This is a genomic window from Pseudomonas nitroreducens, from assembly GCF_024170165.1.
Taxonomy (GTDB): Bacteria; Pseudomonadota; Gammaproteobacteria; order Pseudomonadales; family Pseudomonadaceae; genus Pseudomonas; species Pseudomonas nitroreducens_C.
Window position 1 is genome coordinate 479,446 of record NZ_JALJXP010000002.1, and the last position, 23,561, is coordinate 503,006.

Sequence of the window (23,561 nt, forward strand, 5' to 3'; positions counted from 1 at the left end):
AGCAGAATAGGCGGGCATAGTACGCCTCTCGCCGCCGCCTTGCTCGGGATCATCGGGGGTAGGCGAGGTTCGCGAGCAAGCTCGCTCCTACTAAGAGCAGCCTTGCGCGAGCCAGGACTGTAGGAGCGAGCTTGCTCGCGAACAGCCCGAGCGCCTGATGCTCAAAGGTGAATCAGCCCTTACAGCCAAGCGGGCCACGGATGAAAATTTCGCCCCGCCCCTATATAGTTGCCGATTCCCTCGTTTTAACCGGAACGGCCGATCATCATGTCCGAAGCCCGCAAGATCCTCGTCACCAGCGCCCTGCCCTACGCCAATGGTTCGATCCACCTGGGTCATATGCTGGAGTACATCCAGACCGACATCTGGGTACGCTTCCAGAAGATGCGTGGCAACCAGGCGGTGTACGTGTGCGCGGACGATGCCCACGGCTCGGCCATCATGCTGCGCGCCGAGCGCGAAGGGATCACCTCCGAGCAACTGATCGACGGCGTGCGTGCCGAGCACATGGCCGACTTCGCCGACTTCCAGGTGAACTTCGACAACTATCACTCGACCCACTCGGAAGAGAACCGCGAGCTGTCCTCGGCCATCTACCTGAAGCTGCGCGAGGCCGGCCACATCGCGACCCGTCCGGTGACCCAGTACTTCGACCCGGAAAAGCAGATGTTCCTGGCCGACCGCTTCATCAAGGGCACCTGCCCGAAGTGCGGCACCGCCGACCAGTACGGCGACAACTGCGAAGCCTGCGGCGCGACCTACGCCCCGACCGAGCTGAAGGACCCGAAATCGGCGATCTCCGGCGCCACCCCGGTGCTCAAGGAGTCGCTGCACTACTTCTTCAAGCTGCCTGACTTCCAGGAGATGCTGCAGCAGTGGACCCGCAGCGGCACCCTGCAGGACTCGGTGGCCAACAAGCTCGCCGAGTGGCTGGATGCCGGCCTGCAGGAGTGGGACATCTCCCGCGACGCGCCCTACTTCGGCTTCGAGATTCCCGATGCGCCGGGCAAGTACTTCTACGTCTGGCTGGACGCGCCGATCGGCTACATGGCCAGCTTCAAGAACCTCTGCGCGCGCCGCCCGGAGCTGGACTTCGACGCCTACTGGAAAGAAGGCTCCGAGGCCGAGCTGTACCACTTCATCGGCAAGGACATCGTCAACTTCCACGCGCTGTTCTGGCCGGCCATGCTCCAGGGCGCCGGCTACCGCAAGCCGACCGCGGTGAACGTGCACGGCTACCTGACCGTCAACGGCCAGAAAATGTCCAAGTCCCGCGGCACCTTCGTCAAGGCGCGCACCTACCTGGACCACCTGGACCCGGAATACCTGCGCTACTACTACGCCTCCAAGCTGGGCCGCGGCGTCGATGACCTCGACCTGAACCTCGAAGACTTCGTGCAGAAGGTCAACTCCGACCTGGTCGGCAAGGTGGTCAACATCGCCAGCCGTTGCGCCGGCTTCATCCACAAGGGCAACAACGGCCTGCTGGTGGACGCCAACCCTGCACCGGAACTGGTCGAAGCCTTCCAGAACGCTGCGCCGAGCATCGCCGCCGCCTACGAAGCCCGTGACTTCGGCCGCGCCATGCGCGAGATCATGGCCCTGGCCGACCAGGCCAACGCCTGGATCGCCGACAAGGCCCCGTGGTCGCTGAACAAGCAGGAAGGCAAGCAGGACGAAGTCCAAGCCATCTGCGCCCTGGGCGTAAACCTGTTCCGTCAGCTGGTGATCTTCTTGAAGCCGGTGCTGCCGAAACTGGCCGAAGCTGCCGAAGCCTTCCTCAACGTCGCCCCGCTGAAGTGGGCCGATCACGAGCAACTGCTGGCCAACCACCAGTTGAACCCGTTCAATCCGCTGATGACCCGTATCGAGCCTGCGAAAATCGAAGCCATGATCGAAGCCTCCAAGGAAGACCTCGCCGCCGCCAATAAGCCCGCTGGTAACGGCGAGCTGACCAAGGACCCGCTGGCTGCGGAGATCAACTTCGACGCCTTCGCCGCCGTCGACCTGCGCATCGCGCTGATCGAGAAGTGCGAGTTCGTCGAGGGCGCCGACAAGCTGCTGCGCCTGTCCCTGGACATCGGCGACGAGAAGCGCAACGTGTTCTCCGGCATCAAGAGCGCCTACCCGGACCCGAGCAAGCTCGAAGGCCGCCTGACCCTGTACGTGGCCAACCTGGCCCCGCGCAAGATGAAGTTCGGCATCTCCGAAGGCATGGTCCTGGCCGCCGGCCCTGGCGGTGAAGAGATCTACCTGCTGAGCCCCGACAGCGGCGCCAAGCCCGGCCAGCGCGTCAAGTAAGCATCGAGCGGCAGGGAGGCCAACGATGAAACTGCACCACTGGGCAGCGCTCGTCCTGAGCGCCACCCTCGCCGGCTGCGGCGCTCCGTCGGAGCACGCCGCCGGTTCCGGCGCCGCTTTCCAGGGGGAAGCGGCGAAAGCCGGTTCCTTCCTTGCCTATGAACACCAGGTCGGCATCCGCCTGGCCAGCAAGCGCATCGACGCGCAACTGGCCGCCTCCCGCGATGCCTGCACCCAGGACCGCTTCGGCCAGTGCGAACTGATCGCCATCGAGCAGAGCGGCGACAGCCAAATGCGCAACGCGCACCTGGTCGTACGCATCGTCCCCGACGGCGTGGAAAAACTCGTCGCCCTGGCCGCCGAAGGCGGGCAACTGCAAAGCCGTAGTACCCGCGCCGAAGACCTCGCCCAGGCGGTCAGCGACAACCAGCAACTGCGTGAGCGGCTGGAGCGCGAGTATCAGACCCTGCAAGGGTTCCAGGGCCGCAAGGACATGAGCGTCAGCGACCTGCTGGCCCTCGCCACGGCCACCGCCGAGGTCGAGCAGCAACTGCATGCCGCCAGTCAGGACGCAGCCCAGCAGCAACGCCGCATCGCCACCAACCTGCTGACCCTGGACTTCTCCAGCGAATACCAGCCCAGCGGTCGCTGGTCGCGCATCGGCACAGCCTTCGGCAACTCGCTCGACGAGCTCACCGACGGCACCGTCAACGCCATCCAGGTCGCCGCCTTCGGCCTGCCGCTGCTGGTCGTGCTGCTGATCGCCGGGCTGATCCTGCGCTGGCTGTGGCGAAAGCTCGGAAGCCGGCGCAGCGCGAACAAGGTCTGACGTCCCTCGACGCCAGGTGCACCCTGGCGTTACTGAGCGTCCTCGCAGTCCACGTCGCCCCCGCCCAGGTGCTCGAAACCTTCCAGGTAGAGGCAGGAGGCGTCTTCGGCGCAATCCTGCAGCGAGGCGTTGCTCAGGTTGTCCCGGGAGGTGGGGTCATCCAGATTCACTTCCGGGAAAATGTCGGCCACCTCCTCGGCGGTCATGATCTTGTCGAAGGTGACGTTGACCGATTGCAGGCGGCCGTACTCCCAGTCCAGGTCCACCGCCGAGATTCGCGGATCGAGCTGACGCACCAGCGCCTCGGGCAACTGCGGGCCGGCGTAGCTGAGGTCGGTGTCGTGGCAGGCATCGCCCCAGTTGTTCAGCTTCTTGCTGGCGGCGCAGCTGAACTGCGCGTCGGCCTTGCCCGTGCGCTGCTCCAGTTGGCAAGCGAAGTCGGCCACCCCCATGCGCGGCCAACTGACCAGATCGGCCGTGGTGAAAGGTGCGGCCGAAGCCAGGGCACTGGAGAACAACAGGCAGAGGGCGGTGAAGTGTCCGGACAGGGGTTTGCGCATCGCGACTTCCGTGAGGGGAACCGATCGGGTTCGGCAGCCGCCGATATTCCTCCCGCCACCCCTGGCACCGCAACTGATTTACGGCGCAGGAAGATTGTTCCCGATGAGCAATGCGCATAACCTATGCGCATCCACCATGGAGGCGCCCATGCACACGACCTACGACCCGCAAGCACCGAAGAAGGCGACCAACCTGAGCCTCAACAGCGACCTGCTGAAACAGGCCCGTGAACTGGACGTGAACCTCTCGGCGGTGCTGGAGGAGGCGCTGGCCGATGTGGTCAAGGAGCGCCTCGGCCAGCGCTGGCTGGAGCAGAACCGCGCAGCCATCGAAACCTACAATCAGCATGTCGAGGCAACCGGCGTGTTCAGCGACGGCCTGCGGAGCTTCTGATGAAGCAGTTCGACCTCTACCGCAACGCCAATCCGCGCACCTGCAAGGCGATCCCGCTGCTGCTGGATGTGCAGAGCGACCTGCTGGCCTCGCTGAACACGCGCATGGTGATCCCGCTCAGCCGCGCCAAGGGCCTGGCCGGCATCAACCGGCTGATGCCGGAAGTGCGCGTGGGCGATGAGAGCCTCCTGCTACTGACGCCACAGATGGCCGGCATCTCCCGCCGCGAACTGGGTGAGCCGGTGGGCAGCCTGGCGCACCTGCGCCTGGAGATCATCGCCGCCATCGACCTGCTGATCAGCGGAATCTGAGTATGAACAGCCCACGCCTGAGCACGGGTCGCCAGCCATGACCGAACTCGCCCTGATCCTGGTCAGCGCCATCCTGGTCAACAACTTCGTGCTGGTGCAGTTCCTCGGCATCTGCCCGTTCATGGGCGTGTCGCGCAAGATCGAGACGGCGCTGGCGCTGGCCCTGGCGACCACTTTCGTCCTCACCCTCGCCTCGGCGCTGGGCTACATCCTGCAACGCTATGTGCTGCAACCGCTGGACGTGGAGTTCCTGCGCACCATCGGCTTCATCCTGGTGATCGCGATCGTCGTGCAGTTCACCGAACTGCTGGTGCGGAAGACCAGCCCGCTGCTGGCCCGCACGCTGGACATCTTCCTGCCGCTGATCACCACCAACTGCATCGTGCTGGGCGTCGTGCTGCTGAATGCGCGCAAGGCCGAGTTCGGCTTCCTGCAATCCACCTTGCAGGGTTTCGGCGCCGGGCTGGGCTTCACCCTGGTACTGGTGCTGTTCGCCGCCCTGCGCGAACGCATCGCCCTCGCCGACGTGCCCAAGCCATTCCAGGGCGCGGCCATCGGCATGATCACCGCCGGGCTGATGTCCCTGGCGTTCATGGGCTTCAGCGGACTGCTCAAGCCATGATCACGGCGCTGCTGATCGTCCTGTTCTGCCTAGGCGGCGCCGTGGCGCTGCACCTGGTGGCGGCGCGGGTGGAAATCGCGGACGAATCCATCGCCGGGCGGATCAACGACCTGCTGCCGCAGACCCAGTGCGGCCAATGCGGCTATGCCGGCTGCAAGCCCTACGCCCAGGCCATTGCCGAAGGCGATGCGATCAACAAGTGCCCGCCCGGCGGCGCTGCGACCATCGCCGCCCTCGCCGAGCTGCTGGACGTCGAAGCGCTGCCGTTGGATGCCGCCGAGGAAACCCCGCTGCGCGTCGCCTATATCCGCGAGGCCGAGTGCATCGGCTGCACCAAGTGCATCCGCGCCTGCCCGGTGGACGCCATCGTCGGCGCGGCCAAGCTGATGCACACGGTGATAGTCGACGAGTGCACCGGCTGCGACCTGTGCCTGGAACCCTGCCCGGTGGACTGCATCGAGATGCGCGAGCTGCCGCTGCGAGTTGCCGACTGGAAATGGCCGTTGCCCCGGGGCCGGCTGATCCACACCGACCGGGAGCGGGCGGCATGAACGCGCAGGTCTGGGACTTCCCCGGCGGCCTGACGTTGCCGGCCAACAAGCAGCAGTCCACCGCCATGCCGATCCAGCAGCCGCCGCTGCCGCGCCGGCTGGTGCTGCCGCTGCAACAGCACATCGGCGAGCCCGCCGTGCCCTGTGTCGATGTCGGCCAGCACGTGCTCAAGGGTCAACTGATCGCCGAGGCCGGCAGCGCCATCAGCGCCGCGCTGCATGCGCCGACTTCCGGCACGGTGATCGGGATCAGCGAGCAGCCCTATCCGCACAGCTCCGGCCTGTCGGCGCCCGCCATCGTCATCGACAGCGATGGCGCGGATGAATGGGCCGAGCTGAAACCCGAGTCCGAGTATGTGTCCCTCTCCGGGACTGAACTTCTACAACGCATCCGCCAGGCAGGTATCGCCGGCCTCGGCGGCGCCGGCTTCCCCACCGCCGCCAAGCTGGCTTCCCGCGCCCGGGACGACCTGCACACTCTGATCATCAACGGCGCCGAGTGCGAGCCCTACATCAGCGCCGACGACCTGCTGATGCGCGAGCGCGCCGCCGAACTGGTGCAAGGCATCGAAGTGCTGATGCACATCCTCCAGCCACAGCAGGTACTGCTCGGCATCGAGGACGACAAACCCGAGGCCATCGCCGCCGTGCAGGCCGCCGTCGGTGAACGACCGATCCGCCTGCAAGCGGTGCCGACCCGCTACCCCTCCGGCGGCGAGCGCCAGCTGATCCAGCTGCTCACCGGCCGCGAAGTGCCTTCCGGCGGGCTGCCGGCGGATATCGGCATGCTCTGCGTGAACGTCGGCACCGCCGTCGCCGTCGCCGACGCCGTGTTGCGCGGGCGCCCGCTGATCTCGCGCATCACCACCCTGACCGGCGCCGCCCTCGCGCGCCCGTGCAACGTCGAAGCGCTGTTCGGCACGCCGGTGAGCGAGCTGCTGGAGTTCGCCGGCCTCGACAGCGCCAAGCTCGACCGCCTGTTGCTCGGCGGCCCGCTGATGGGCGACAGCCTGCCGTCGCTGAACGTGCCGCTGATCAAGTCCGCCAACTGCCTGCTGGCCGCCACCCGCGAAGAGCTGCCGGCACCGGCGCCAGCGATGCCCTGTATCCGCTGCGGCGACTGCGCGCAGGTCTGCCCTGCCAGCCTGCTGCCGCAGCAGCTGTATTTCTTCGCCGAAGATCACCAGCAGCTCCTGGCACACAACCTGTTCGACTGCATCGAGTGCGGCGCCTGCGCCTATGTCTGCCCGTCGAGTATTCCGCTGGTGCAGTACTACCGCGCCTCCAAGGGCGAAATCCGCGAGCTGGAACTGCGCCAGCTGAAGGCCGAGCAGTGGCGCCTGCGCTTCGAGCAACGCCAGGAGCGCCTGCGCCGCGAGGAAGAACAACGCGCCGCTGACCGTTTGGCTCGCCAGGAACGCGCGGCGCGCGTGCAGGAAGACCAGCCAGCAGTCGAAACGACCAGCGTGCCGGCCGCGCAATCGGTGATCGAGCGGGTGAAGGCCGAGAAGGCCGTGGGCAACGCGCCCGACCAGCTCAAGCGCCTGAAGATCGAGGCGAGCATGGCCCAGGTCGCGCTGAACAAGGCCGAGAAACAACTGGCCACTCACGACACCGAACAGTTGCGCAGCCAGGTCGCCGAACTGCGCAGTGCCGCCGAAGAGGCGAAGTCCGCGCTGGCGGCTGCCCAGGTGCAAGGCGCCAGTGCGGAGCCGGCACCGACGGCGGTTCCTGTCACCAACGAAGCCGCCTTGAAGAAAGCCAAGATCGACGCCGCCATGGCCCGCGCGCAGCTGAAGAAATCCGAGAAAGCTTTCGGCGAATCGCCCAGCGACGAGCAGCTCGCCACCCTCGTCTCCTTGCGTGGGGACGTCGAACGTATCGAGCGCCAACTCAACGAACTGCAGGGGACCGCCATGCCGACAGAACCGAAAACCGAGCAGCCCGTCGACGGCGTGCTCGCCCTGCGCCAGGCCAAGCTGGTCTACATCGCCCAGCGCGATGCCCTGCGCGCGGCTGAACGCGAAGGTGCCTCGGCCGAAGAACTGGCCGCGATCCGCCAGACCCTGGCCGCTGCGGAAGCCGCCCTGCACGCCGCCGAAGACGCCAGCGGCAAGGCACCGCCGGACCTGGTGCGCACCGACAAGCGCCCAATCACCGATGCCCTGCGCGCCGCCAGGACCGAACTGGCCTACGCCCGCGCCGACCTGAAGAAACGCGAACGCGAAGGCGCCAGCGAACCGGTGCTGACCACCGCCCGCGAACGCCTGCAAGCCGCTGAGCGCGCCGTTGCCGATGCCAGCGGCGAGGCGCCTTGATGAAACTGCCCCGCATCAGCTCGCCCCACGCAACAGGCAGCAACCGCACTCGGCGCGTCATGCTGACGCTGCTGGCCGCCTGCGCACCGGGTGCGCTGGTGCTGATCGGCCTGTACGGCGTCGGCACCCTGTTCAACCTGCTGTGGTGCAGCCTGCTCGCCCTCTCCACCGAGGCGCTGATGCTCCGGCTGCGCGACCGCCCGGTGGCCTTATTCCTCAAGGACGGCAGTGCACTGGTCACCGCCGTGCTGCTCGCCCTCGCCCTGCCGCCTTACTCTCCCTGGTGGCTGAGCGCAGTCGCCACGGTGTTCGCGCTGATCTTCGGCAAGCACCTGTACGGCGGCCTCGGGCAGAACCCGTTCAACCCGGCGATGGTCGGCTACGCGGTGGTGCTGGTGTCGTTCCCGCAGCAGATGAGCCAGTGGCCGGCGCCGGACAGCGCGCTCGGCTTCGGCGAGGGTCTGCGGCAGATATTCGGCTTCGCAAGCCTTGGGCCGGACGCCTGGGTCGGCGCCACCGCGCTGGACGTGGTGCGCAACAACCACAGCCTGACTATGGACGAGCTGCTGGCGCAGTCCCCCGCTTTCGGCAGTGTCGGCGGGCGCGGCGTAGAACTGGTCAACCTGGCCTTCCTGGCCGGCGGGCTGTTCCTGCTCTGGCGCAAGCTGTTCACCTGGCACGCGCCGGTGGGCCTGCTCGGCGGCCTGTTCGTCATGAGCCTGCTGTTCTGGAACGGCAGCGGCTCCGACTCCCACGGCTCGCCGCTGCTGCACCTGTTCAGCGGCGCGACCATGCTCGGCGCCTTCTTCATCGTCACCGACCCGGTGTCCGGCGCCACCAGCAACCGCGGCCGGCTGCTGTTCGGCCTCGGCGTCGGCGTGCTCACCTACGTGATCCGCGCCTGGGGCGGCTACCCCGACGGCCTGGCCTTCGGCGTGCTGCTGATGAACCTCGCCGCGCCGACCCTCGACTACTTCACCCGCCCGCGCACCTACGGGCACAAGAAGCCCGAGCGCGGCTTCAAGACGGGTGACCGATGAACCGCGCCGTGCTGAAGAGCGCCCTGGTGCTGGGCCTGCTCGCAGTGATCGCCGCTGGTGTGGTGACCGCGGTCCACCAGTTCACTGCCCAGCGCATCGACACCGCCCAACGCGAGGCGCGTGGTCGCGCGCTGCTGGCGCTGCTACCCCAAGGCAGCTACGACAATCATCCGCTGGAGAACGAAGTCAGCGCCTTCGATCCCAAGCTGCTGGGCCGCGACGAACCGTCGCCCGCCTTTATCGCCCGACTTCAGGGGCAGACCACGGCGGTCGTGCTGCAGCCTGTGGCGCGGGATGGTTATGGCGGTTCGATTCAGCTGCTGGTGGGCGTGACTGCGCAAGGTCGCCTGCTCGGTGTGCGAGTCGTGGCGCACCACGAGACACCCGGCCAGGGGGACCGCATCGAGCTGGGCAAGAGCAACTGGCTGCACAGCTTCGACGGCCGCTCCCTGAGCGACCCGGCCGAGGCTGGCTGGCAGGTGAAGAAGGACGGCGGCCAGTTCGACCAGTTCGCCGGCGCCACCGTGACCCCGCGCGCGGTGGTCAAGGCCACGCACCTGGCTCTGCAGTACTTCGACGCGCACAAGACAGAGCTGCTCGCCCCGGCCACTTCGGGAGACCCGCATGAGTAATCCCGGCTACCGCGACATCGCCCTGCAGGGCCTGTGGAAGAACAATCCCGGCCTGATGCAACTGCTCGGCCTGTGCCCGCTGCTGGGCACCAGCAGCTCCATGGTCAATGCCCTCGGCCTGGGGCTGGCGACGATCTTCGTGCTGTTCTGCTCCAGCATTGCCGTATCGCTGATCCGCGGCACGCTCAGCGAGTCCGTGCGCCTGCCGGCCTTCCTGCTGGTCATCGCCACTCTGACCACCTGCGTCGAACTGCTGATGCAGGCCTGGCGCTACGAGCTGTACGAAGTGCTGGGCATCTTCGTGCCGCTGATCACCACCAACTGCGTGATCCTCGGCCGCGCGCAAGCCTTCGCCAGCACCAACAATGTCGCGCGCTCGGCCTTCGATGGCCTGATGATGGGACTGGGTTTCGCCCTGGTCCTGCTGGCCATCGGCACCCTGCGCGAACTGCTCGGCCATGGCACGCTGCTGGCCGGCATGGACCTGCTGTTGGGCCCCGGCGCCGCCAGTTGGAAACTGCAGATCCCCGGCTACCAGGGCCTGCTGCTGGCCGTGCTGCCACCCGGCGCCTTCCTGGTGCTGGGCCTGCTGATTGCACTGAAGAACCGTATTGATGAAAGCCTGGCGGACCGCGCCAAGGTGCCAGCGGGCGACGCACCCGCGACCGAGCGCCAACGCGTCCGCGTGACCGGAGTGATCGAATGAATGCCGCCAAGCGCGCGGAGATTTTCCGCCGACTCAAGGAAGACAATCCCAACCCCGAAACCGAACTGGCCTACAGCACGCCCTTCGAGCTGCTGATCGCGGTGCTGCTCTCCGCCCAGGCCACCGACGTCGGGGTGAACAAGGCCACTGCCAGGCTCTACCCGGTGGCCAACACCCCGGAGGCGATCTACGCCCTGGGCGTGGAAGGCCTGTCGGAGTACATCAAGACCATCGGCCTGTATAACAGCAAGGCGAAGAACACCATCGAGACCTGCCGCCTCCTCATCGAGAAGCACGGCGGCCAGGTGCCGGAGAACCGCGAAGACCTCGAAGCCCTGCCGGGCGTGGGCCGCAAGACCGCCAACGTGGTCCTCAACACGGCTTTCCGACAGCCGGCGATGGCGGTGGACACCCACATCTTCCGCGTCTCCAACCGCACCAACATCGCGCCGGGGCGCAATGTGCTGGAGGTGGAGCGCAAACTGCTCAAGTTCGTGCCCAGGGAATACCTGCTGGATGCGCACCACTGGCTGATCCTGCATGGGCGCTACGTCTGCAAGGCGCGCAAGCCGCAGTGCGGCAGCTGCCGGATCGAGGACCTGTGCGAGTTCAAGCACAAGACTTCGGACGATTGAGCGTTATGGGAAAATTCCTTCAGGCTGATTGAAAAAATCTTTTTTACCGCTTACGCCTTTGTCGATATAAGGGGCGCCAACACACCCCGTGTTGTGGAGTGCACCGAATGGCAAACGACAAAGAAGACCTCGAACTCGAGGACGATGTCAGCACAGACGACAGCGAAGACGGCGCCGAAGCCACGGCAGAGGTCGCCAAGACCAACCTGACCAAGCGCCGCATCATCGACAACTACCTGGAAGAACGTCGCCTGCAGCGCCAACTGTCCGACTACGATTTCGATCTGTAAGCCTGCTCCTAAGCGAAATACCTGCATGAAAAAGCCCCGCATTCTGGCGGGGCTTTTTGTTTTTGGCTCCTTGTAGGAGCGCGCCATGCGCGCGATCGCGGGCATGGCCCGCTCCTACAGGATCACACTGCGACGCCAGCGCGCTGCACCACCCGATAGCACGGCTCGTAAGCCGCGCCGCCCGGCAACTTCATCCGGTGCTGCTCGACGAAGGCCTGCAGCAACGCATCCAGCGGTTCCATGATCGCCGCGTCGCCATGGATCTCGTAGGGCCCGAACTCCTCGATCATGCGGATGCCATGAGCCTTCACGTTGCCGGCGACGATGCCGGAGAACGCCCGGCGCAGGTTCGCCGCCAGCTCGTGGGGCGGCACGTCGCGGCCCAGGTCCAGGCTCGCCATGTTCTCGTGGCTCGGCTCGAACGGTCGCTGGAAACCCTCGTCGATCTTCAGCAGCCAGTTGAAGTGGTAGGCGTCGTTGCGCTCGCGACGGAACTGCTTGACCCGCTTCAGCCCCTGGCTCATTTCCCGCGCCACTTCCGCCGGGTCGTCGATGATGATGCGGTAGCGCTGCTGCGCTGCCGCGCCCAGGGTCGCGCCGACGAAGGCGTGCAACTGCTCGATGTAGGCCGCCGCGCTGCGCGGGCCGGTGAGCACCAGGGGGAAAGGCATGTCCTGGTTCTCCGGGTGCATGAGGATGCCCAGCAGGTAGAGGAACTCCTCCGCCGTGCCGACGCCGCCGGGGAACACGATGATGCCGTGACCGATGCGGACGAAGGCCTCCAGGCGCTTCTCGATATCCGGCAGGATCACCAGCTCGTTGACGATCGGGTTCGGCGCCTCGGCGGCGATGATCCCCGGCTCGGTCAGGCCCAGGTAGCGGCCATCGGTGATGCGCTGCTTGGCGTGGCCGATGGTGGCGCCCTTCATCGGGCCCTTCATCACGCCCGGGCCGCAGCCGGTGCAGACGTCGAGGCTGCGCAGGCCGAGCTCGTGGCCGACCTTCTTGGTGTACTTGTACTCGTTGGTGCTGATGGAGTGGCCGCCCCAGCAGACGACGATCTTCGGCTCGACGCCAGCGTGCAGGGCACGGGCGTTGCGCAGCAGGTGGAAGACGTAGTCGGTGATGCCGGCCGAACTGTCCAGGCCGAAGCGCCGGCTGTTCAGCGCATTCTGGGTGTAGACGATGTCGCGCAGGGCGCTGAAGAGCATCTCGCGGGTGCTGGCGATCATCTCGCCGTCGACGAAGGCGTCGGCCGGCGCATTGAACAGTTCCAGGCGCACGCCGCGGTCCTGCTGGTGGATTTCCAGCTCGAAGTCGCGGTAGGCGTCGAGGATGTGCTTGGCGTTGTCGATCTGTGTGCCGGTGTTGAGGATGGCCAGGGCACACTGGCGGAAAAGCTTGTAGGTGCTGCCCGAGCCGGCTTCGCTGAGCTGGTGGACTTCACGCTGGGAGAGGGTTTCGAGGCTGCCCTTGGGGCTGACCGAGGCGTTGTTTACCGGTCTTGGGGACATGCTGTATTCCTTGACGATGGAAGCCGGGCGCCTTGGCGCGGGGCTTTCCGATAAATCGATGCGGCCGTCCATTCGGCCGTCATTGCCGGGGGCGTCGCGGCGGGGATTCTCCGGCCCGCAGCGCGCTCCTTCTGACTGTGACAAGCGAATGGCGGAAACTGCTTCCGCAATCGACGCGTCCGACGTCGATGCCCCTTGAGTATGAACGCTGAGATGACTTTCTGATGACGCCGCGGAAAAGAAAAACCCCGCCACATGGGCGGGGTTTTCCGGGGACTCATCGGCGGCAGCCGAAGGATCAGTCCTTGCGCTGCGGGCTCAGCAGCTCGATCTTGTAGCCGTCCGGGTCTTCGACGAAGGCCAGGATGCTGGTGCCGTGCTTCATCGGGCCCGGCTCGCGGGTGATCTTGCCGCCGCGGGAGCGGATGTCCTCGCAGGCCTTGTAGACGTCGGCCACTTCCAGGGCGATGTGACCGTAGCCGGTGCCCAGCTCGTACTGGTCCACGTCCCAGTTGTAGGTCAGCTCGATGACGCTGTTGTCGTCCTCGTTGCCGTAGCCGACGAAAGCCAGGGTGAACTGGCCGTCCGGGTAGTCCTTGCGGCGCAGCAGGGTCATGCCCAGGACTTCGGTGTAGAAGGCGATGGATTTGTCCATGTCGCCGACGCGCAGCATGGTGTGCAGCAGTCTCATCGGTTCTTTCCTCATCAGGTGCCCGGTTGGCGGGCTTATAAACACAAACCCCGGCTCGTGGCCGGGGTCTGCTTGTCACGGGAGACGCAAGCTTATCAGAACAGCTTGCGGCCCTTGTTCGCGGCGATACGCATGCGCAGCGCGTTGAGCTTGATGAAGCCAGCGGCATCGGCCTGGTTGTAGGCGCCGCCGTCTTCCTCGAAGGTCGCGATGTTGGCGTCGAACAGCGAGTCGTCGGACTTGCGGCCGACCACGATGACGTTGCCCTTGTACAGCTTCAGGCGCACGACGCCGTTCACGTGCTCCTGGGAGGCATCGATCATCTGCTGGAGCATTTCGCGCTCCGGGCTCCACCAGTAGCCGGTGTAGATCAGCTTGGCGTAGCGCGGCATCAGCTCGTCCTTCAGGTGAGCGACTTCGCGGTCCAGGGTGATCGACTCGATGGCGCGGTGCGCCTTGAGCATGATGGTGCCGCCGGGGGTCTCGTAGCAGCCACGGGACTTCATGCCGACGTAACGGTTCTCGACGATGTCCAGACGGCCGATGCCGTTGGCGCCGCCGATGCGGTTCAGCTCGGTCAGGACCTGGGCCGGAGTCATGTCCTTGCCGTCGATGGCGACGATGTCGCCCTTGCGGTAGGTCAGCTCGAGGTAGGTGGCGGTGTCAGGGGCCTTCTCCGGGGAGACGGTCCACTTCCACATGTCTTCTTCGTGCTCGGTCCAGGTGTCTTCCAGCACACCGCCTTCATAGGAGATGTGCAGCAGGTTGGCATCCATGGAGTACGGCGATTTCTTCTTGCCGTGGCGCTCGATCGGGATGTTGTGCGCTTCGGCGTAGTCCATCAGCTTCTCGCGGGACAGCAGGTCCCACTCACGCCAGGGTGCAATCACCTTCACGCCCGGTTTCAGCGCGTAGGCGCCCAGCTCGAAACGTACCTGGTCGTTCCCCTTGCCGGTGGCGCCGTGGGAGATGGCATCAGCGCCGGTGGCGTTGGCGATCTCGATCAGGCGCTTGGCGATCAGCGGGCGGGCGATGGAAGTACCCAGCAGGTACTCGCCTTCGTAAACGGTGTTGGCACGGAACATCGGGAAGACGAAGTCGCGGACGAACTCTTCTCGCAGGTCCTCGATGAAGACCTCTTTCACGCCCATCTGCTTGGCCTTGGCGCGGGCCGGTTCAACCTCTTCGCCCTGACCCAGGTCGGCGGTGAAGGTCACCACTTCGCAGTTATAGGTATCCTGCAGCCACTTCAGAATTACCGAGGTGTCCAGGCCACCGGAATACGCCAGGACTACCTTCTTCACGTCCGCCATGCCACTCAACTCCACGGGGGTTGTCACGAAAGGGACCGATTCTACTGTCCGCTCGGAATAATTTACAGAGGGGCGACAGCTTTAGACGACAAAGCGACAAATACTATCGTCGGTGCGACCCGACGCCGCGGGTCAGCCCTTGGGTGTCACGGGTGGCGTGGCGGGGGGATTGGCAGCGTTGGCGGCAGGCGCTGTCGGCGCAGCCTGAGCGGGCGCACTGGCAGTGGGCGCCGGCGCGCTGGGAGCACTGGCGGCAGGAGCGGGCGCTTCGGCGGGAGGCTGTTCCACCACCGCCTCGCGGGACAGGTTCACCGTCACCCGGCGGTTCTTCGCGCGGTTGGCGGCGGAATTGTTCTTCACCAGCGGATAGCGCTCGCCATAGAAGCGCACGGTGATCTGCGACTCGGCCACGCCATTGGCCTTGAGGTACTCCATCACGGCGATGGCGCGGCGGCGCGAAGCCTCGCGATTGGCCAGGCGGTTGCCGCTGTTGTCGGAGTGGCCGTCCAGTTCGATGCGGTTCACCGTCGGATCGGCCTTCATGTACTGCAGGATGATGTCCAGCTTGGCGCGGCCCAGCGGGTCGACCTCGGTACCACCGTCCGGGAAGCCGACCTGGCTCTGGCGCACCTGGTCGAAGTTCACCGGGAGCATCTTCGTCGAACAATCCTGGAACTGCGTATACCCGTCGGCGAAACGCGTCGGCATCAGCCGCACCAGCAGGGTCTCGCCGGTGCGCGTGCGGTGGCGAACCTCCGGCGCGCGGCCTTCCAGCAGCCCGCCGAGCAGGCGCCCGGCCTGCTGCTGGGTGCTGCTGAACGGCACATCGCCCGAACCGACTCGCACCGAGCCAAGGTTCAGATCGCCCTGCCCCGGCCGCCACGGTGGCGCGGCCGCCAGCAGCGTCGCCGTACCACTACCCAGCCAGCCGGTCTGCGGTTTGAGGCGGAAGGTCGGCTGCTCGCCGGCGCGCCAGACGAATTCACCCAGGCCGAAACCGGCCACGCTCTGCGACAGCCGGCACTCGAACTGATCGCCCGCCACCGTCCATTGCGCACTTTCCATGCGCGTCTGGAAGGTCAGCCCCCAGGCCGGAAGGCTGGCACAGAGAGCGAGCAGGAGAAGGGAGGGCTGGCGCACGATGGCTTCCATACAGATAAAGAGGCGTCCCAGATTCTATCGGTCGGCCTCGGCAAAACTTGATAGCGAGTGCCGGCGGCGGCCTTTTCCGGTAGCATTTCACCCTCTTCCCGCTGCAACCGCACCCCTGGAATCCGCATGTCCGACCGCCTGACACTCCTGCGCCCCGACGACTGGCACATCCACCTGCGCGACGGCGCCGCTCTCGCGCAAACCGTCGGCGACGCCGCCCGCACCTTCGGCCGCGCCATCATCATGCCGAACCTGGTCCCGCCGGTACGCAACGCCGCCGAAGCCGACGCCTACCGCCAGCGCATCCTGGCCGCCCGCCCGGCCGGCAGCCGCTTCGAGCCGCTGATGGTGCTGTACCTCACCGACCGCACCAGCGCCGAGGAAGTCCGCGCCGCCAAGGCCTCCGGCTTCGTGCACGCCGCCAAGCTGTACCCGGCCGGCGCCACCACCAACTCCGATTCCGGCGTCACCAGCGTCGACAACATCTTCCACGTGCTCGAAGCCATGGCCGAAGTCGGCCTGCCGCTGCTCGTGCACGGCGAGGTGACCCGCGCCGAGGTCGACGTGTTCGACCGCGAGAAGCGCTTCATCGACGAGCACCTGACCCGCGTGGTCGAGCGCTTCCCGACCCTCAAGGTGGTCTTCGAGCACATCACCACCGGCGATGCCGCCGCCTTCGTCAAGGCCGCCCCGGCCAATGTCGGCGCCACCATCACTGCGCACCACCTGCTCTATAACCGCAACCACATGCTGGTTGGCGGCATCCGTCCGCACTTCTATTGCCTGCCGATCCTCAAGCGCAACACCCATCAGGAAGCCCTGCTGGATGCCGCCACCAGTGGCAGCCCGAAGTTCTTCCTCGGCACCGACTCGGCGCCCCACGCGCGCCACGCCAAGGAAGCCGCCTGCGGTTGCGCCGGCTGCTACACCGCCTACGCCGCCATCGAGCTGTATGCCGAAGCCTTCGAACAGCGCAAGGCGCTGGACAAGCTGGAAGGCTTCGCCAGCCTCCACGGCCCGGACTTCTACGGCCTGCCGCGCAACAGCGACCGCATCACCCTGGTCCGCGAAGAATGGGAAGCCCCGGCCTCGCTGCCGTTCGGCGACTTCGACGTGGTCCCGCTGCGCGCCGGTGAAAAACTGCGCTGGCGCCTGCTGGAGACCGAGGCATGAGTGACGAGAACGAAATCTTCGAAGAAGAACTCGACGGCTCCTTCCCGCCTGGCCCGCGCCACCCGATGGCGCGCCGCTTCCGTGGCTACCTGCCGGTCGTGGTGGACGTCGAGACCGGTGGCTTCAACGCCGGCACCGACGCCCTGCTGGAAATCGCCGCCGTGACCATCGGCATGGACGAAAGCGGCTACCTGTTCCCCGAGCACACCTACTTCTTCCGTGTGGAGCCCTTTGAAGGCGCCAACATCGAACAGGCGGCACTGGAGTTCACCGGCATCAAGCTGGACCACCCGCTGCGCATGGCCGTGCCGGAAGAGCAGGCGCTGACCGAGATCTTCCGTGGCATCCGCAAATCGCTGAAGTCCAACGGCTGCAAGCGGGCGATCCTGGTCGGCCATAACAGCAGCTTCGACCTGGGCTTCCTCAACGCCGCGGTCAACCGCAGCGGCGTGAAGCGCAACCCGTTCCACCCGTTCTCCAGCTTCGACACCGCCACCCTCGCAGGCCTCGCCTACGGCCAGACCGTCCTGGCGAAGGCCTGCCAGACCGCCGGCATCGAGTTCGACAACCGCGAGGCCCACTCGGCGCGCTACGACACCGAGAAGACCGCCGAGCTGTTCTGCGGCATCGTCAACCGCTGGAAGGAATTCGGCGGCTGGATGGAAGACGATCACTGATCGCGCTGTCCTGAATGAAAAAGCCCCGCGATTGCGGGGCTTTTTCATGCACCAGCAGCCTTACAGCTTGCCGGCATTCTCGGCCAGGTAGGCGGCAACGCCTTCGGGCGAGGCGGTCATGCCCTTGTCGCCCTTCTTCCAGTTGGCCGGGCAGACTTCGCCATGCTCCTCGGTGAACTGCAGGGCGTCGACCAGACGCAGCAGTTCGTCCATGTTGCGGCCCAGCGGCAGGTCGTTGACGATCTGCGAACGCACCACGCCGTTCTGGTCGATCAGGAAGGCGCCACGGAAAGCCACGCCGCCCTCGGACTCGACGTCATAGGCCTTGGCGATCTCGTGGGTGATATCAGCGGCCAGGGTGTACTTGACCGGGCCGATGCCGCCCTTGTCCACCGGGGTGTTGCGCCAGGCGTTGTGGGTGAAGTGGGAGTCGATGGAGACGCCGATCACTTCCACGTTGCGCGCCTGGAAGTCCGGGATGCGGTGGTCCAGGGCGATCAGCTCGGACGGGCAGACGAAGGTGAAGTCCAGCGGGTAGAAGAACACCAGTCCGTACTTGCCCTTGATGGCTTCGGACAGCACGAAGCTGTCGACGATCTCGCCGGTGCCCAGCACGGCGGCCACGTTGAAATCGGGAGCTTTCTTACCTACGAGTACGCTCATTCCTTGTCTCCGGAAATGGTGAGGCGCTAGAGAGCGAAAAGCCCGCTGCCCGTTCGAAACTGCCGGGCTTGAGGGGTTGTCGCTCGAGTGGGGCGGCCATCATACACCCGGTGCGCAAGGCCTTCATCCACGCACCTTCGGCACTGACTCCGTGACCGGGTTGACCATTTATCGGGATGCCGGGATGAGACTCCGGCAACTTTTGACAATCATTCTCATTATTATTAGTATCGCTTCCAACAACCCCACAGCGACTGTAGTGCAACCATGTACGTCTGCCTCTGCAACGGTGTTACCGATACCCAGATCCGCGATGCGATCTACGACGGCGCCTGCAACTACCGTGAAGTGCGTGAGTGCACCGGCGTTGGCACCCAGTGCGGCAAGTGCGCCTGCCTGGCCAAACAGGTGGTCCGCGAGACCCTCGGCGAGCTGCAGAGCGCCCAGACGATGAACTACAACCTGGCCTACGCGGCGGGTTGAGAAAAAAGACCGCTGGTCTATTCAGCAAGAATCCCAAAGAAACCGGGCCCTGGCCCGGTTTTTTTATGCCCGAAATTCAGTGGTTTAGCGCCAAGTTGCGGAATGAAAACATTCGCATTCATATTCCTTTTTATAGCAAATTCAAGGACTTATGTTTGACAGATGGTTATAAGGGCGCGAGAATTTCATCTCTCCCACTCCACACGGCAGGACCCCGGCATGAAAGGCGACAAGAAAGTCATCCAGCATCTGAACAAGATCCTCGGCAACGAGCTGATCGCCATCAACCAGTACTTCCTGCACTCGCGCATGTGGAACGACTGGGGCCTGAAGCGCCTCGGCGCGCACGAGTACCACGAGTCCATCGATGAGATGAAGCACGCCGACAAGCTCATCGAACGCATCCTGTTCCTCGAAGGCCTGCCCAACCTGCAGGATCTGGGCAAGCTGCTGATCGGCGAGAACACCCAGGAAATGCTGCAGTGCGACCTGAACCTGGAGCTCAAGGCCTGCAAGGACCTGCGCGACGCCATCGTGCATTGCGAAAGCGTGCATGACTACGTCAGCCGCGACCTGCTCAAGGACATCCTCGAGTCCGAGGAAGAGCACATCGACTACCTGGAAACCCAGCTGGGCCTGATCCAGAAAGTCGGCCTGGAAAACTACCTGCAGTCGCACATGCACGAAGACGACTGACAGAAAGTCGACTGATAGAAAAAAGGCACCGGCGCAGTTGTGGACGCCGGTGCCCTTCCCTTCTAGGCGTTCGCCTTCGGCGGGCGGCGTACCAGTGACGCCTTCAGCACCAGCCCCGCGCACAGCCCCACCACTACCAGCAACGACAGGCGCAAGCCCACGTGCTCGGCGAGGAAACCGATCAGCGGCGGGCCCAGCAGCAAGCCGCCATAGCCGAACGACGCCACCGCCGCCACGCCGCGCGAAGGCTCGACGCCCGGCCGGTTGCCTGCCGCGCCGATCAGGATCGGCACCACCACCGACAGTCCTGCGCCCACCAGGGCGAAACCGGCAATCGCGCCGTAAACCCATGGGCTGAACAGCGCCAGGAACATGCCCGCGATGGCCAGCAGTGCCAGGTTGCGCACCAGCGCCTCATCGGCGAAACGCACGCGCAGACGGTCACCGAACAACCGGCCCAGTACCATGGTCGCGGAGAATGCCGCGAAGCCCAGTGCAGCCAGACGTTCGGAGGCGCCCAGTACCTGATGCAGCAGCAAGGCGCCCCAGTCGGCGACCGCCCCTTCGGAGACGAACGCACAGAGGGTCAACAACCCCAGCCCAATCAGCGCCGGTGGCGGCAGGCGCCAGCCACGTTGGGCTGGCGCCTCCTCCTCCATGGGCTGCGGACGGCCCTCGAACAGATGACGGGCAAACAACGGCAGGATCGCCACGGCGATCAGCGCCAGCAGGCTGAAGTGCCAGATCGGCGCGAGATCGGCGAAGGCCGCCGCGCCGACGGCACCGACCAGACCGCCCAGGCTGTACATGCCATGCAGGCTGGAGATGCACGGGCGGCCCAGGCGCCGCTCGACCTCCACCGCCTGGGTGTTCATCGCCACGTCCATGGTCGCGAAGGTCAGGCCGACGGCGAGGAAGCCCGCCGCAAGCACCCAGACGTCCTGCGCCAGCCCCAGCAGCGGGAAGGTCGCCATCAGCGCCAGCCCGGAAATCACCGTGATCGCACGGCTGCCGTAGCGGCGCACCAGCGCGCCGGCGAAGGCGAACGCCAGCAGCGCACCGAAGCCTGCGCCCAGCAACGCCTGGCCCAGTTGCTGCTCGTCCACCCCGGTCATGCTCTTGAGGGCCGGCACCCGCCCCATCACGCTGCCATGGACCATCCCGCCCATGGCGAAGCAGTATCCGCACGCCCAGCGCGCGGCGTTGGCCCGCGTCTGTTCAGTCATTCTTATTTCTTCCCAAAAACAAAGCCCCGCCAAGGCGGGGCTTTGTGCGACAGCACGAAAGACTCAGGCGTTGGCCTTGCTCACGGCGTCCTTGATCAGCGGTTGCAGCTCACCCTTCTCGAACATCTCGGCCAGGATGTCGCTGCCGCCGACCAGTTCACCACCGACCCACAGTTGCGGGAAGGTCGGCCAGTTGGCGTACTTGGGCAGGTTGGCGCGGATTTCCGGGTTCTGCAGGATGTCGACATAGGCGAATTTTTCGCCGCAAGCCATCAGCACCTGCGCGGCGCGGGACGAGAAACCGCACTGGGGAGCGTTCGGCGAACCCTTCATGTACAGCAGAACAGGGTTGCTGGAGATCTGCTCTTTGATGGTATCGATGATATCCATGAACTTCCTCGGCTTAACTATCAGACACTGACCCGGCAGTCGCCTCTGGGGGCACAGGCCGGCACGGTACCGCGCATTGTACTGCAAAGCCGAGTGCAACGCTCGGCTTTGCAGGTGACGTGCGTCAGCTTGTCAGGCCGCCTCGACCTCCACCGGCACGCCGTTGAGCGCGGTGTTGCCGGAGAGCGCATCCAGATGGCGCTCGTCGGTCAGGTCATTGGCGCTGGCGCCGCCCTGCTCGCGGGCGATGGACAGCTGCACGCCCGGCCGCCCGTGGCCCCAGCCGTGGGGCAGGCTGACCACACCGGCCATGACTTCATCGCTGGCAGCCACCTCGATCTCGATGCTGCCGACCCGCGAGCGCACCCGCACTTTCTGCCCGTCCACCAGCCCGCGCGTGGCCAGGTCCTGCGGGTGCATCAGCAACTGGTGGCGCGGCTTGCCCTTCACCAGGCGGTGATAATTGTGCATCCACGAGTTGTTGCTGCGCACGTGGCGACGGCCGATCAGCAGCAATTGATCGATGGCGGGCGACTGGGTATCGGCGAAGCGGCGCAGGTCGTTGAGGAATATCTCCGGCGCGGCCTCGATGCTGCGGCTCGCGGTCTTCAGCCGCGGCGCCAGGTTCGGTTGCAGCGGGCCCAGGTCCAGCCCGTGCGGGTGCTCGCGCAGGCGCGCCAGGTTGAGCTTGTGCTCGCTGGCGTCGCCGTAGGGGCCGAAGCGCAGGCCCATCTCGATCATCTGCTCCGGCGCCAGGGTCGGTTTGAGCTCGGTGCCCTGGCGCGCAGCGTAGGCCTTGGCCAGGCCAACGAAGATTTCCCAGTCGTGCAGCGTGCCTTCGGGTTTCGACAGGATCGCCTCGTTGAAGCGGGTGACGTTGCGCACCGCGAAGACGTTGAAGGTGGTGTCGTAGTGATCATGTTCCAGCGGCGCGGTGGGCGGCAGGATCAGGTCGGCGTAGCGGGTGGTCTCGTTGATGTACAGGTCCACGCTGAGCATGAACTCCAGGCCATCCAGCGCCTGCTCCAGGCGACGGCCATTGGGCGTGGACAGCACCGGGTTACCGGCCACCGTCACCAGCGCGCGCACCTGCCCTTCCCCTTCGGTCAGCATCTCCTCGGCCAGTGCCGCCACCGGCAACTCGCCACCGTACTCCGGCAGGCCGGACACGCGGCTCTGCCAGCGATTGAACGCGCCACCCGCGGTGGTCGCCACCAGGTCCACTGCCGGCGTGGTGCACAGGGTGCCGCCCACGCGGTCGAGGTTGCCGGTGACCAGGTTGATCAGCTGCACCAGCCACTGGCACAGGCTGCCGAAGACCTGCGTGGAAACCCCCATCCGCCCGTAGCAGACAGCCTTGTCGGCGGCGGCAAAAGCCCGCGCCAGCTGGCGTATCTCGTCAGCCGGCACGCCACAACGGGCGGCCATCGCTGCAACTTTGAACGGCGCCAACGCTTCGCGCACCACCTCCAGGCCATTTACCGGCAGGGCGGTTGCACGGGTCAGCCCTTCGCTGAGCAGCGTGTCGAGGATGCCCAGCAACAGGGCTGCGTCCTCCCCGGGACGGACGAACAGGTGCTGGTCCGCCAGTGCCGCCGTCTCGGTGCGACGCGGGTCGACCACCACCAGCTTGCCACCACGGGCCTTCAGCGCCTTCAGGCGCTTCTCCACATCCGGCACGGTCATGATGCTGCCGTTGGAGGCCAGCGGGTTGCCGCCCAGGATCAGCATGAAGTCGGTGTGATCGATGTCGGGAATCGGGATCAGCAGGCCATGGCCGAACATCTGCTGGCTGACCAGATGATGCGGCAACTGGTCCACCGAGGTCGCCGAGTAGCGATTGCGGGTCTTCAGCTGGCCGAGGAAGTAGTTGCTGTGGGTCATCAGCCCGTAGTTGTGCACGCTGGGGTTGCCCTGGTACACGGCCACGGCGTCGTTGCCATGGCGTGAGCGAATCTCCGCAAGGCGCGTGGCGACCAGCTCGAAGGCCTCGTCCCAGCCGATCGGCTGCCACTCGTTGCCGACGCGGCGCACCGGCTGGCGCAGGCGGTCCGGGTCGTTCTGGATGTCCTGCAGCGCCACTGCCTTGGGGCAGATGTGGCCACGGCTGAAGCTGTCCTGGGCGTCGCCCTTGATCGAGAGGATGCGCTCGTCCTCGGTCTCGATGGTCAGGCCGCAGATGGCCTCGCACAGGTGGCACGCACGGTGGTGGAGGGTCTTGCTCATGGCTCGCCTCGTTCTTGTTGTCGCCGGCGCCTCATGGGGCCGGTCGCGGGGTCGAAAGCACTATGAATCCTGGCCTGGCGAAGCACCACCAGCTTCCGTCGGGTGAATCGCAGGGCATCAGGAACGACCATGTTGAAGCCCCGCCCGACGGGCCCTCCGGGCGAAACT

25 protein-coding genes are annotated in these 23,561 nt (G+C 65.7%); 16 read left to right on the forward strand and 9 right to left on the reverse strand.

Annotation, left to right across the window (positions count from 1 at the left end; all coding sequences use genetic code 11):
• Nucleotides 1-267: 267 nt before the first annotated feature.
• Together metG and J2T47_RS06540 are read left to right on the forward strand one after the other, a co-directional pair.
• The gene (metG, locus tag J2T47_RS06535; RefSeq protein ID WP_253443578.1) at nt 268-2,301 is read left to right on the forward strand and encodes a methionine--tRNA ligase; all 2,034 of its coding nucleotides are present in this window, start codon (nt 268-270) and stop codon (nt 2,299-2,301) included.
• A gap of 31 nt (nt 2,302-2,332) precedes the next feature.
• Nucleotides 2,333-3,130, forward strand: coding sequence for a DUF4349 domain-containing protein (locus J2T47_RS06540; RefSeq protein ID WP_437180959.1), 798 nt, complete (start codon nt 2,333-2,335; stop codon nt 3,128-3,130).
• Nucleotides 3,131-3,159: 29 nt separating this feature from the next.
• Here the strand turns inward: J2T47_RS06540 and J2T47_RS06545 are convergent, their stop codons facing one another.
• A complete protein-coding gene (locus J2T47_RS06545) occupies nt 3,160-3,690 on the reverse strand; it encodes a hypothetical protein (RefSeq protein ID WP_253443582.1) in 531 nt (176 codons plus the stop codon).
• Nucleotides 3,691-3,838: 148 nt separating this feature from the next.
• Here J2T47_RS06545 and J2T47_RS06550 point away from each other — a divergent pair, with 148 nt between their 5' ends.
• The 10 genes from J2T47_RS06550 to J2T47_RS06595 all read left to right on the forward strand — a co-directional run bounded on the left by J2T47_RS06550 (nt 3,839) and on the right by J2T47_RS06595 (nt 11,189).
• Nucleotides 3,839-4,084: a type II toxin-antitoxin system CcdA family antitoxin gene (locus tag J2T47_RS06550; RefSeq protein WP_253443584.1), complete on the forward strand. Its 246-nt coding sequence runs from the start codon at nt 3,839-3,841 to the stop codon at nt 4,082-4,084.
• Nucleotides 4,084-4,395 carry a CcdB family protein gene (locus J2T47_RS06555; RefSeq protein WP_253443586.1) on the forward strand — a complete coding sequence of 104 codons (312 nt, stop codon included), beginning with the start codon at nt 4,084-4,086 and terminating at the stop codon, nt 4,393-4,395. Before J2T47_RS06550 ends, J2T47_RS06555 begins: the two co-directional genes overlap by 1 nt.
• 37 nt (nt 4,396-4,432) lie before the next feature.
• Nucleotides 4,433-5,017 (forward strand): electron transport complex subunit RsxA, encoded by a 585-nt coding sequence (gene rsxA, locus J2T47_RS06560; protein ID WP_253443588.1) that lies wholly within the window; start codon nt 4,433-4,435, stop codon nt 5,015-5,017.
• Nucleotides 5,014-5,568 (forward strand): electron transport complex subunit RsxB, encoded by a 555-nt coding sequence (gene rsxB, locus J2T47_RS06565; RefSeq protein WP_253443590.1) that lies wholly within the window; start codon nt 5,014-5,016, stop codon nt 5,566-5,568. Before rsxA ends, rsxB begins: the two co-directional genes overlap by 4 nt.
• On the forward strand, nt 5,565-7,886 hold the full coding sequence (gene rsxC / locus J2T47_RS06570; RefSeq protein WP_253443592.1) for an electron transport complex subunit RsxC: 2,322 nt from the start codon (nt 5,565-5,567) through the stop codon (nt 7,884-7,886). The genes rsxB and rsxC overlap by 4 nt, the downstream gene beginning before the upstream one ends.
• A complete protein-coding gene (locus tag J2T47_RS06575) occupies nt 7,886-8,926 on the forward strand; it encodes an RnfABCDGE type electron transport complex subunit D (RefSeq protein ID WP_253443593.1) in 1,041 nt (346 codons plus the stop codon). Before rsxC ends, J2T47_RS06575 begins: the two co-directional genes overlap by 1 nt.
• On the forward strand, nt 8,923-9,558 hold the full coding sequence (rsxG, locus tag J2T47_RS06580; protein WP_253443596.1) for an electron transport complex subunit RsxG: 636 nt from the start codon (nt 8,923-8,925) through the stop codon (nt 9,556-9,558). The genes J2T47_RS06575 and rsxG overlap by 4 nt, the downstream gene beginning before the upstream one ends.
• Nucleotides 9,551-10,264 (forward strand): electron transport complex subunit E, encoded by a 714-nt coding sequence (locus J2T47_RS06585; RefSeq protein WP_253443598.1) that lies wholly within the window; start codon nt 9,551-9,553, stop codon nt 10,262-10,264. Before rsxG ends, J2T47_RS06585 begins: the two co-directional genes overlap by 8 nt.
• Nucleotides 10,261-10,899 (forward strand): endonuclease III, encoded by a 639-nt coding sequence (gene nth / locus J2T47_RS06590; RefSeq protein ID WP_253443599.1) that lies wholly within the window; start codon nt 10,261-10,263, stop codon nt 10,897-10,899. The genes J2T47_RS06585 and nth overlap by 4 nt, the downstream gene beginning before the upstream one ends.
• Before the next feature lie 107 nt (nt 10,900-11,006).
• The gene (locus J2T47_RS06595) at nt 11,007-11,189 is read left to right on the forward strand and encodes a PA3496 family putative envelope integrity protein (protein ID WP_253443601.1); all 183 of its coding nucleotides are present in this window, start codon (nt 11,007-11,009) and stop codon (nt 11,187-11,189) included.
• A gap of 122 nt (nt 11,190-11,311) precedes the next feature.
• On the opposite strand, the gene ppnN is transcribed toward J2T47_RS06595, so the two are convergent.
• The 4 genes from ppnN to J2T47_RS06615 all read right to left on the reverse strand — a co-directional run bounded on the left by ppnN (nt 11,312) and on the right by J2T47_RS06615 (nt 15,847).
• Nucleotides 11,312-12,703: a nucleotide 5'-monophosphate nucleosidase PpnN gene (ppnN, locus tag J2T47_RS06600; RefSeq protein ID WP_253443603.1), complete on the reverse strand. Its 1,392-nt coding sequence runs from the start codon at nt 12,701-12,703 to the stop codon at nt 11,312-11,314.
• A 298-nt stretch (nt 12,704-13,001) separates the two neighbouring features.
• Complete coding sequence (gene gloA / locus J2T47_RS06605; protein WP_253443605.1) at nt 13,002-13,394, reverse strand: lactoylglutathione lyase; 393 nt, start codon at nt 13,392-13,394, stop codon at nt 13,002-13,004.
• 95 nt (nt 13,395-13,489) lie between these two features.
• Entirely contained in the window at nt 13,490-14,707 is a 1,218-nt protein-coding gene (locus J2T47_RS06610) for an argininosuccinate synthase (protein ID WP_253443607.1), read from the reverse strand.
• Nucleotides 14,708-14,839: 132 nt separating this feature from the next.
• A complete protein-coding gene (locus J2T47_RS06615; RefSeq protein WP_253443609.1) occupies nt 14,840-15,847 on the reverse strand; it encodes a flagellar protein MotY in 1,008 nt (335 codons plus the stop codon).
• Nucleotides 15,848-15,985: 138 nt separating this feature from the next.
• On the opposite strand from J2T47_RS06615, the gene pyrC reads away from it, so the two are divergent.
• Both pyrC and rnt read left to right on the forward strand, forming a co-directional pair.
• Complete coding sequence (pyrC, locus tag J2T47_RS06620) at nt 15,986-17,032, forward strand: dihydroorotase (protein ID WP_138212518.1); 1,047 nt, start codon at nt 15,986-15,988, stop codon at nt 17,030-17,032.
• Nucleotides 17,029-17,709: a ribonuclease T gene (gene rnt / locus J2T47_RS06625; protein ID WP_037011317.1), complete on the forward strand. Its 681-nt coding sequence runs from the start codon at nt 17,029-17,031 to the stop codon at nt 17,707-17,709. Before pyrC ends, rnt begins: the two co-directional genes overlap by 4 nt.
• 60 nt (nt 17,710-17,769) lie before the next feature.
• Here rnt and J2T47_RS06630 read toward each other — a convergent pair whose 3' ends face one another.
• Nucleotides 17,770-18,372, reverse strand: a complete 603-nt coding sequence (locus J2T47_RS06630) for a peroxiredoxin (protein WP_081517709.1) — start codon at nt 18,370-18,372, stop codon at nt 17,770-17,772.
• A gap of 267 nt (nt 18,373-18,639) precedes the next feature.
• On the opposite strand from J2T47_RS06630, the gene J2T47_RS06635 reads away from it, so the two are divergent.
• Together J2T47_RS06635 and bfrB are read left to right on the forward strand one after the other, a co-directional pair.
• A complete protein-coding gene (locus tag J2T47_RS06635) occupies nt 18,640-18,855 on the forward strand; it encodes a bacterioferritin-associated ferredoxin (RefSeq protein WP_253443611.1) in 216 nt (71 codons plus the stop codon).
• Between the two features lie 219 nt (nt 18,856-19,074).
• A complete protein-coding gene (gene bfrB / locus J2T47_RS06640) occupies nt 19,075-19,551 on the forward strand; it encodes a bacterioferritin BfrB (protein ID WP_017521012.1) in 477 nt (158 codons plus the stop codon).
• A 62-nt stretch (nt 19,552-19,613) separates the two neighbouring features.
• Here bfrB and J2T47_RS06645 read toward each other — a convergent pair whose 3' ends face one another.
• The 3 genes from J2T47_RS06645 to J2T47_RS06655 all read right to left on the reverse strand — a co-directional run bounded on the left by J2T47_RS06645 (nt 19,614) and on the right by J2T47_RS06655 (nt 23,393).
• Complete coding sequence (locus J2T47_RS06645) at nt 19,614-20,777, reverse strand: MFS transporter (RefSeq protein WP_253443613.1); 1,164 nt, start codon at nt 20,775-20,777, stop codon at nt 19,614-19,616.
• A gap of 63 nt (nt 20,778-20,840) precedes the next feature.
• Nucleotides 20,841-21,167, reverse strand: coding sequence for a Grx4 family monothiol glutaredoxin (grxD, locus tag J2T47_RS06650; RefSeq protein WP_017521010.1), 327 nt, complete (start codon nt 21,165-21,167; stop codon nt 20,841-20,843).
• Between the two features lie 132 nt (nt 21,168-21,299).
• Nucleotides 21,300-23,393: a molybdopterin oxidoreductase family protein gene (locus J2T47_RS06655; RefSeq protein WP_253443615.1), complete on the reverse strand. Its 2,094-nt coding sequence runs from the start codon at nt 23,391-23,393 to the stop codon at nt 21,300-21,302.
• Nucleotides 23,394-23,561: the final 168 nt, after the last annotated feature.

Excerpts from the sequence above, each read along its gene's own strand:
- metG (WP_253443578.1), top strand. The coding sequence starts at position 268 with ATGTCCGAAGCCCGCAAGATCCTCGTCACCAGCGCCCTGCCCTACGCC.
- J2T47_RS06545 (WP_253443582.1), bottom strand. The coding sequence starts at position 3,690 with ATGCGCAAACCCCTGTCCGGACACTTCACCGCCCTCTGCCTGTTGTTC.
- J2T47_RS06550 (WP_253443584.1), top strand. The coding sequence starts at position 3,839 with ATGCACACGACCTACGACCCGCAAGCACCGAAGAAGGCGACCAACCTG.
- J2T47_RS06555 (WP_253443586.1), top strand. The coding sequence starts at position 4,084 with ATGAAGCAGTTCGACCTCTACCGCAACGCCAATCCGCGCACCTGCAAG.
- rsxA (WP_253443588.1), top strand. The coding sequence starts at position 4,433 with ATGACCGAACTCGCCCTGATCCTGGTCAGCGCCATCCTGGTCAACAAC.
- rsxB (WP_253443590.1), top strand. The coding sequence starts at position 5,014 with ATGATCACGGCGCTGCTGATCGTCCTGTTCTGCCTAGGCGGCGCCGTG.
- rsxC (WP_253443592.1), top strand. The coding sequence starts at position 5,565 with ATGAACGCGCAGGTCTGGGACTTCCCCGGCGGCCTGACGTTGCCGGCC.
- J2T47_RS06575 (WP_253443593.1), top strand. The coding sequence starts at position 7,886 with ATGAAACTGCCCCGCATCAGCTCGCCCCACGCAACAGGCAGCAACCGC.
- rsxG (WP_253443596.1), top strand. The coding sequence starts at position 8,923 with ATGAACCGCGCCGTGCTGAAGAGCGCCCTGGTGCTGGGCCTGCTCGCA.
- J2T47_RS06585 (WP_253443598.1), top strand. The coding sequence starts at position 9,551 with ATGAGTAATCCCGGCTACCGCGACATCGCCCTGCAGGGCCTGTGGAAG.
- nth (WP_253443599.1), top strand. The coding sequence starts at position 10,261 with ATGAATGCCGCCAAGCGCGCGGAGATTTTCCGCCGACTCAAGGAAGAC.
- J2T47_RS06595 (WP_253443601.1), top strand. The coding sequence starts at position 11,007 with ATGGCAAACGACAAAGAAGACCTCGAACTCGAGGACGATGTCAGCACA.
- ppnN (WP_253443603.1), bottom strand. The coding sequence starts at position 12,703 with ATGTCCCCAAGACCGGTAAACAACGCCTCGGTCAGCCCCAAGGGCAGC.
- gloA (WP_253443605.1), bottom strand. The coding sequence starts at position 13,394 with ATGAGACTGCTGCACACCATGCTGCGCGTCGGCGACATGGACAAATCC.
- J2T47_RS06610 (WP_253443607.1), bottom strand. The coding sequence starts at position 14,707 with ATGGCGGACGTGAAGAAGGTAGTCCTGGCGTATTCCGGTGGCCTGGAC.
- pyrC (WP_138212518.1), top strand. The coding sequence starts at position 15,986 with ATGTCCGACCGCCTGACACTCCTGCGCCCCGACGACTGGCACATCCAC.
- rnt (WP_037011317.1), top strand. The coding sequence starts at position 17,029 with ATGAGTGACGAGAACGAAATCTTCGAAGAAGAACTCGACGGCTCCTTC.
- J2T47_RS06630 (WP_081517709.1), bottom strand. The coding sequence starts at position 18,372 with ATGAGCGTACTCGTAGGTAAGAAAGCTCCCGATTTCAACGTGGCCGCC.
- J2T47_RS06635 (WP_253443611.1), top strand. The coding sequence starts at position 18,640 with ATGTACGTCTGCCTCTGCAACGGTGTTACCGATACCCAGATCCGCGAT.
- bfrB (WP_017521012.1), top strand. The coding sequence starts at position 19,075 with ATGAAAGGCGACAAGAAAGTCATCCAGCATCTGAACAAGATCCTCGGC.
- J2T47_RS06645 (WP_253443613.1), bottom strand. The coding sequence starts at position 20,777 with ATGACTGAACAGACGCGGGCCAACGCCGCGCGCTGGGCGTGCGGATAC.
- grxD (WP_017521010.1), bottom strand. The coding sequence starts at position 21,167 with ATGGATATCATCGATACCATCAAAGAGCAGATCTCCAGCAACCCTGTT.
- J2T47_RS06655 (WP_253443615.1), bottom strand. The coding sequence starts at position 23,393 with ATGAGCAAGACCCTCCACCACCGTGCGTGCCACCTGTGCGAGGCCATC.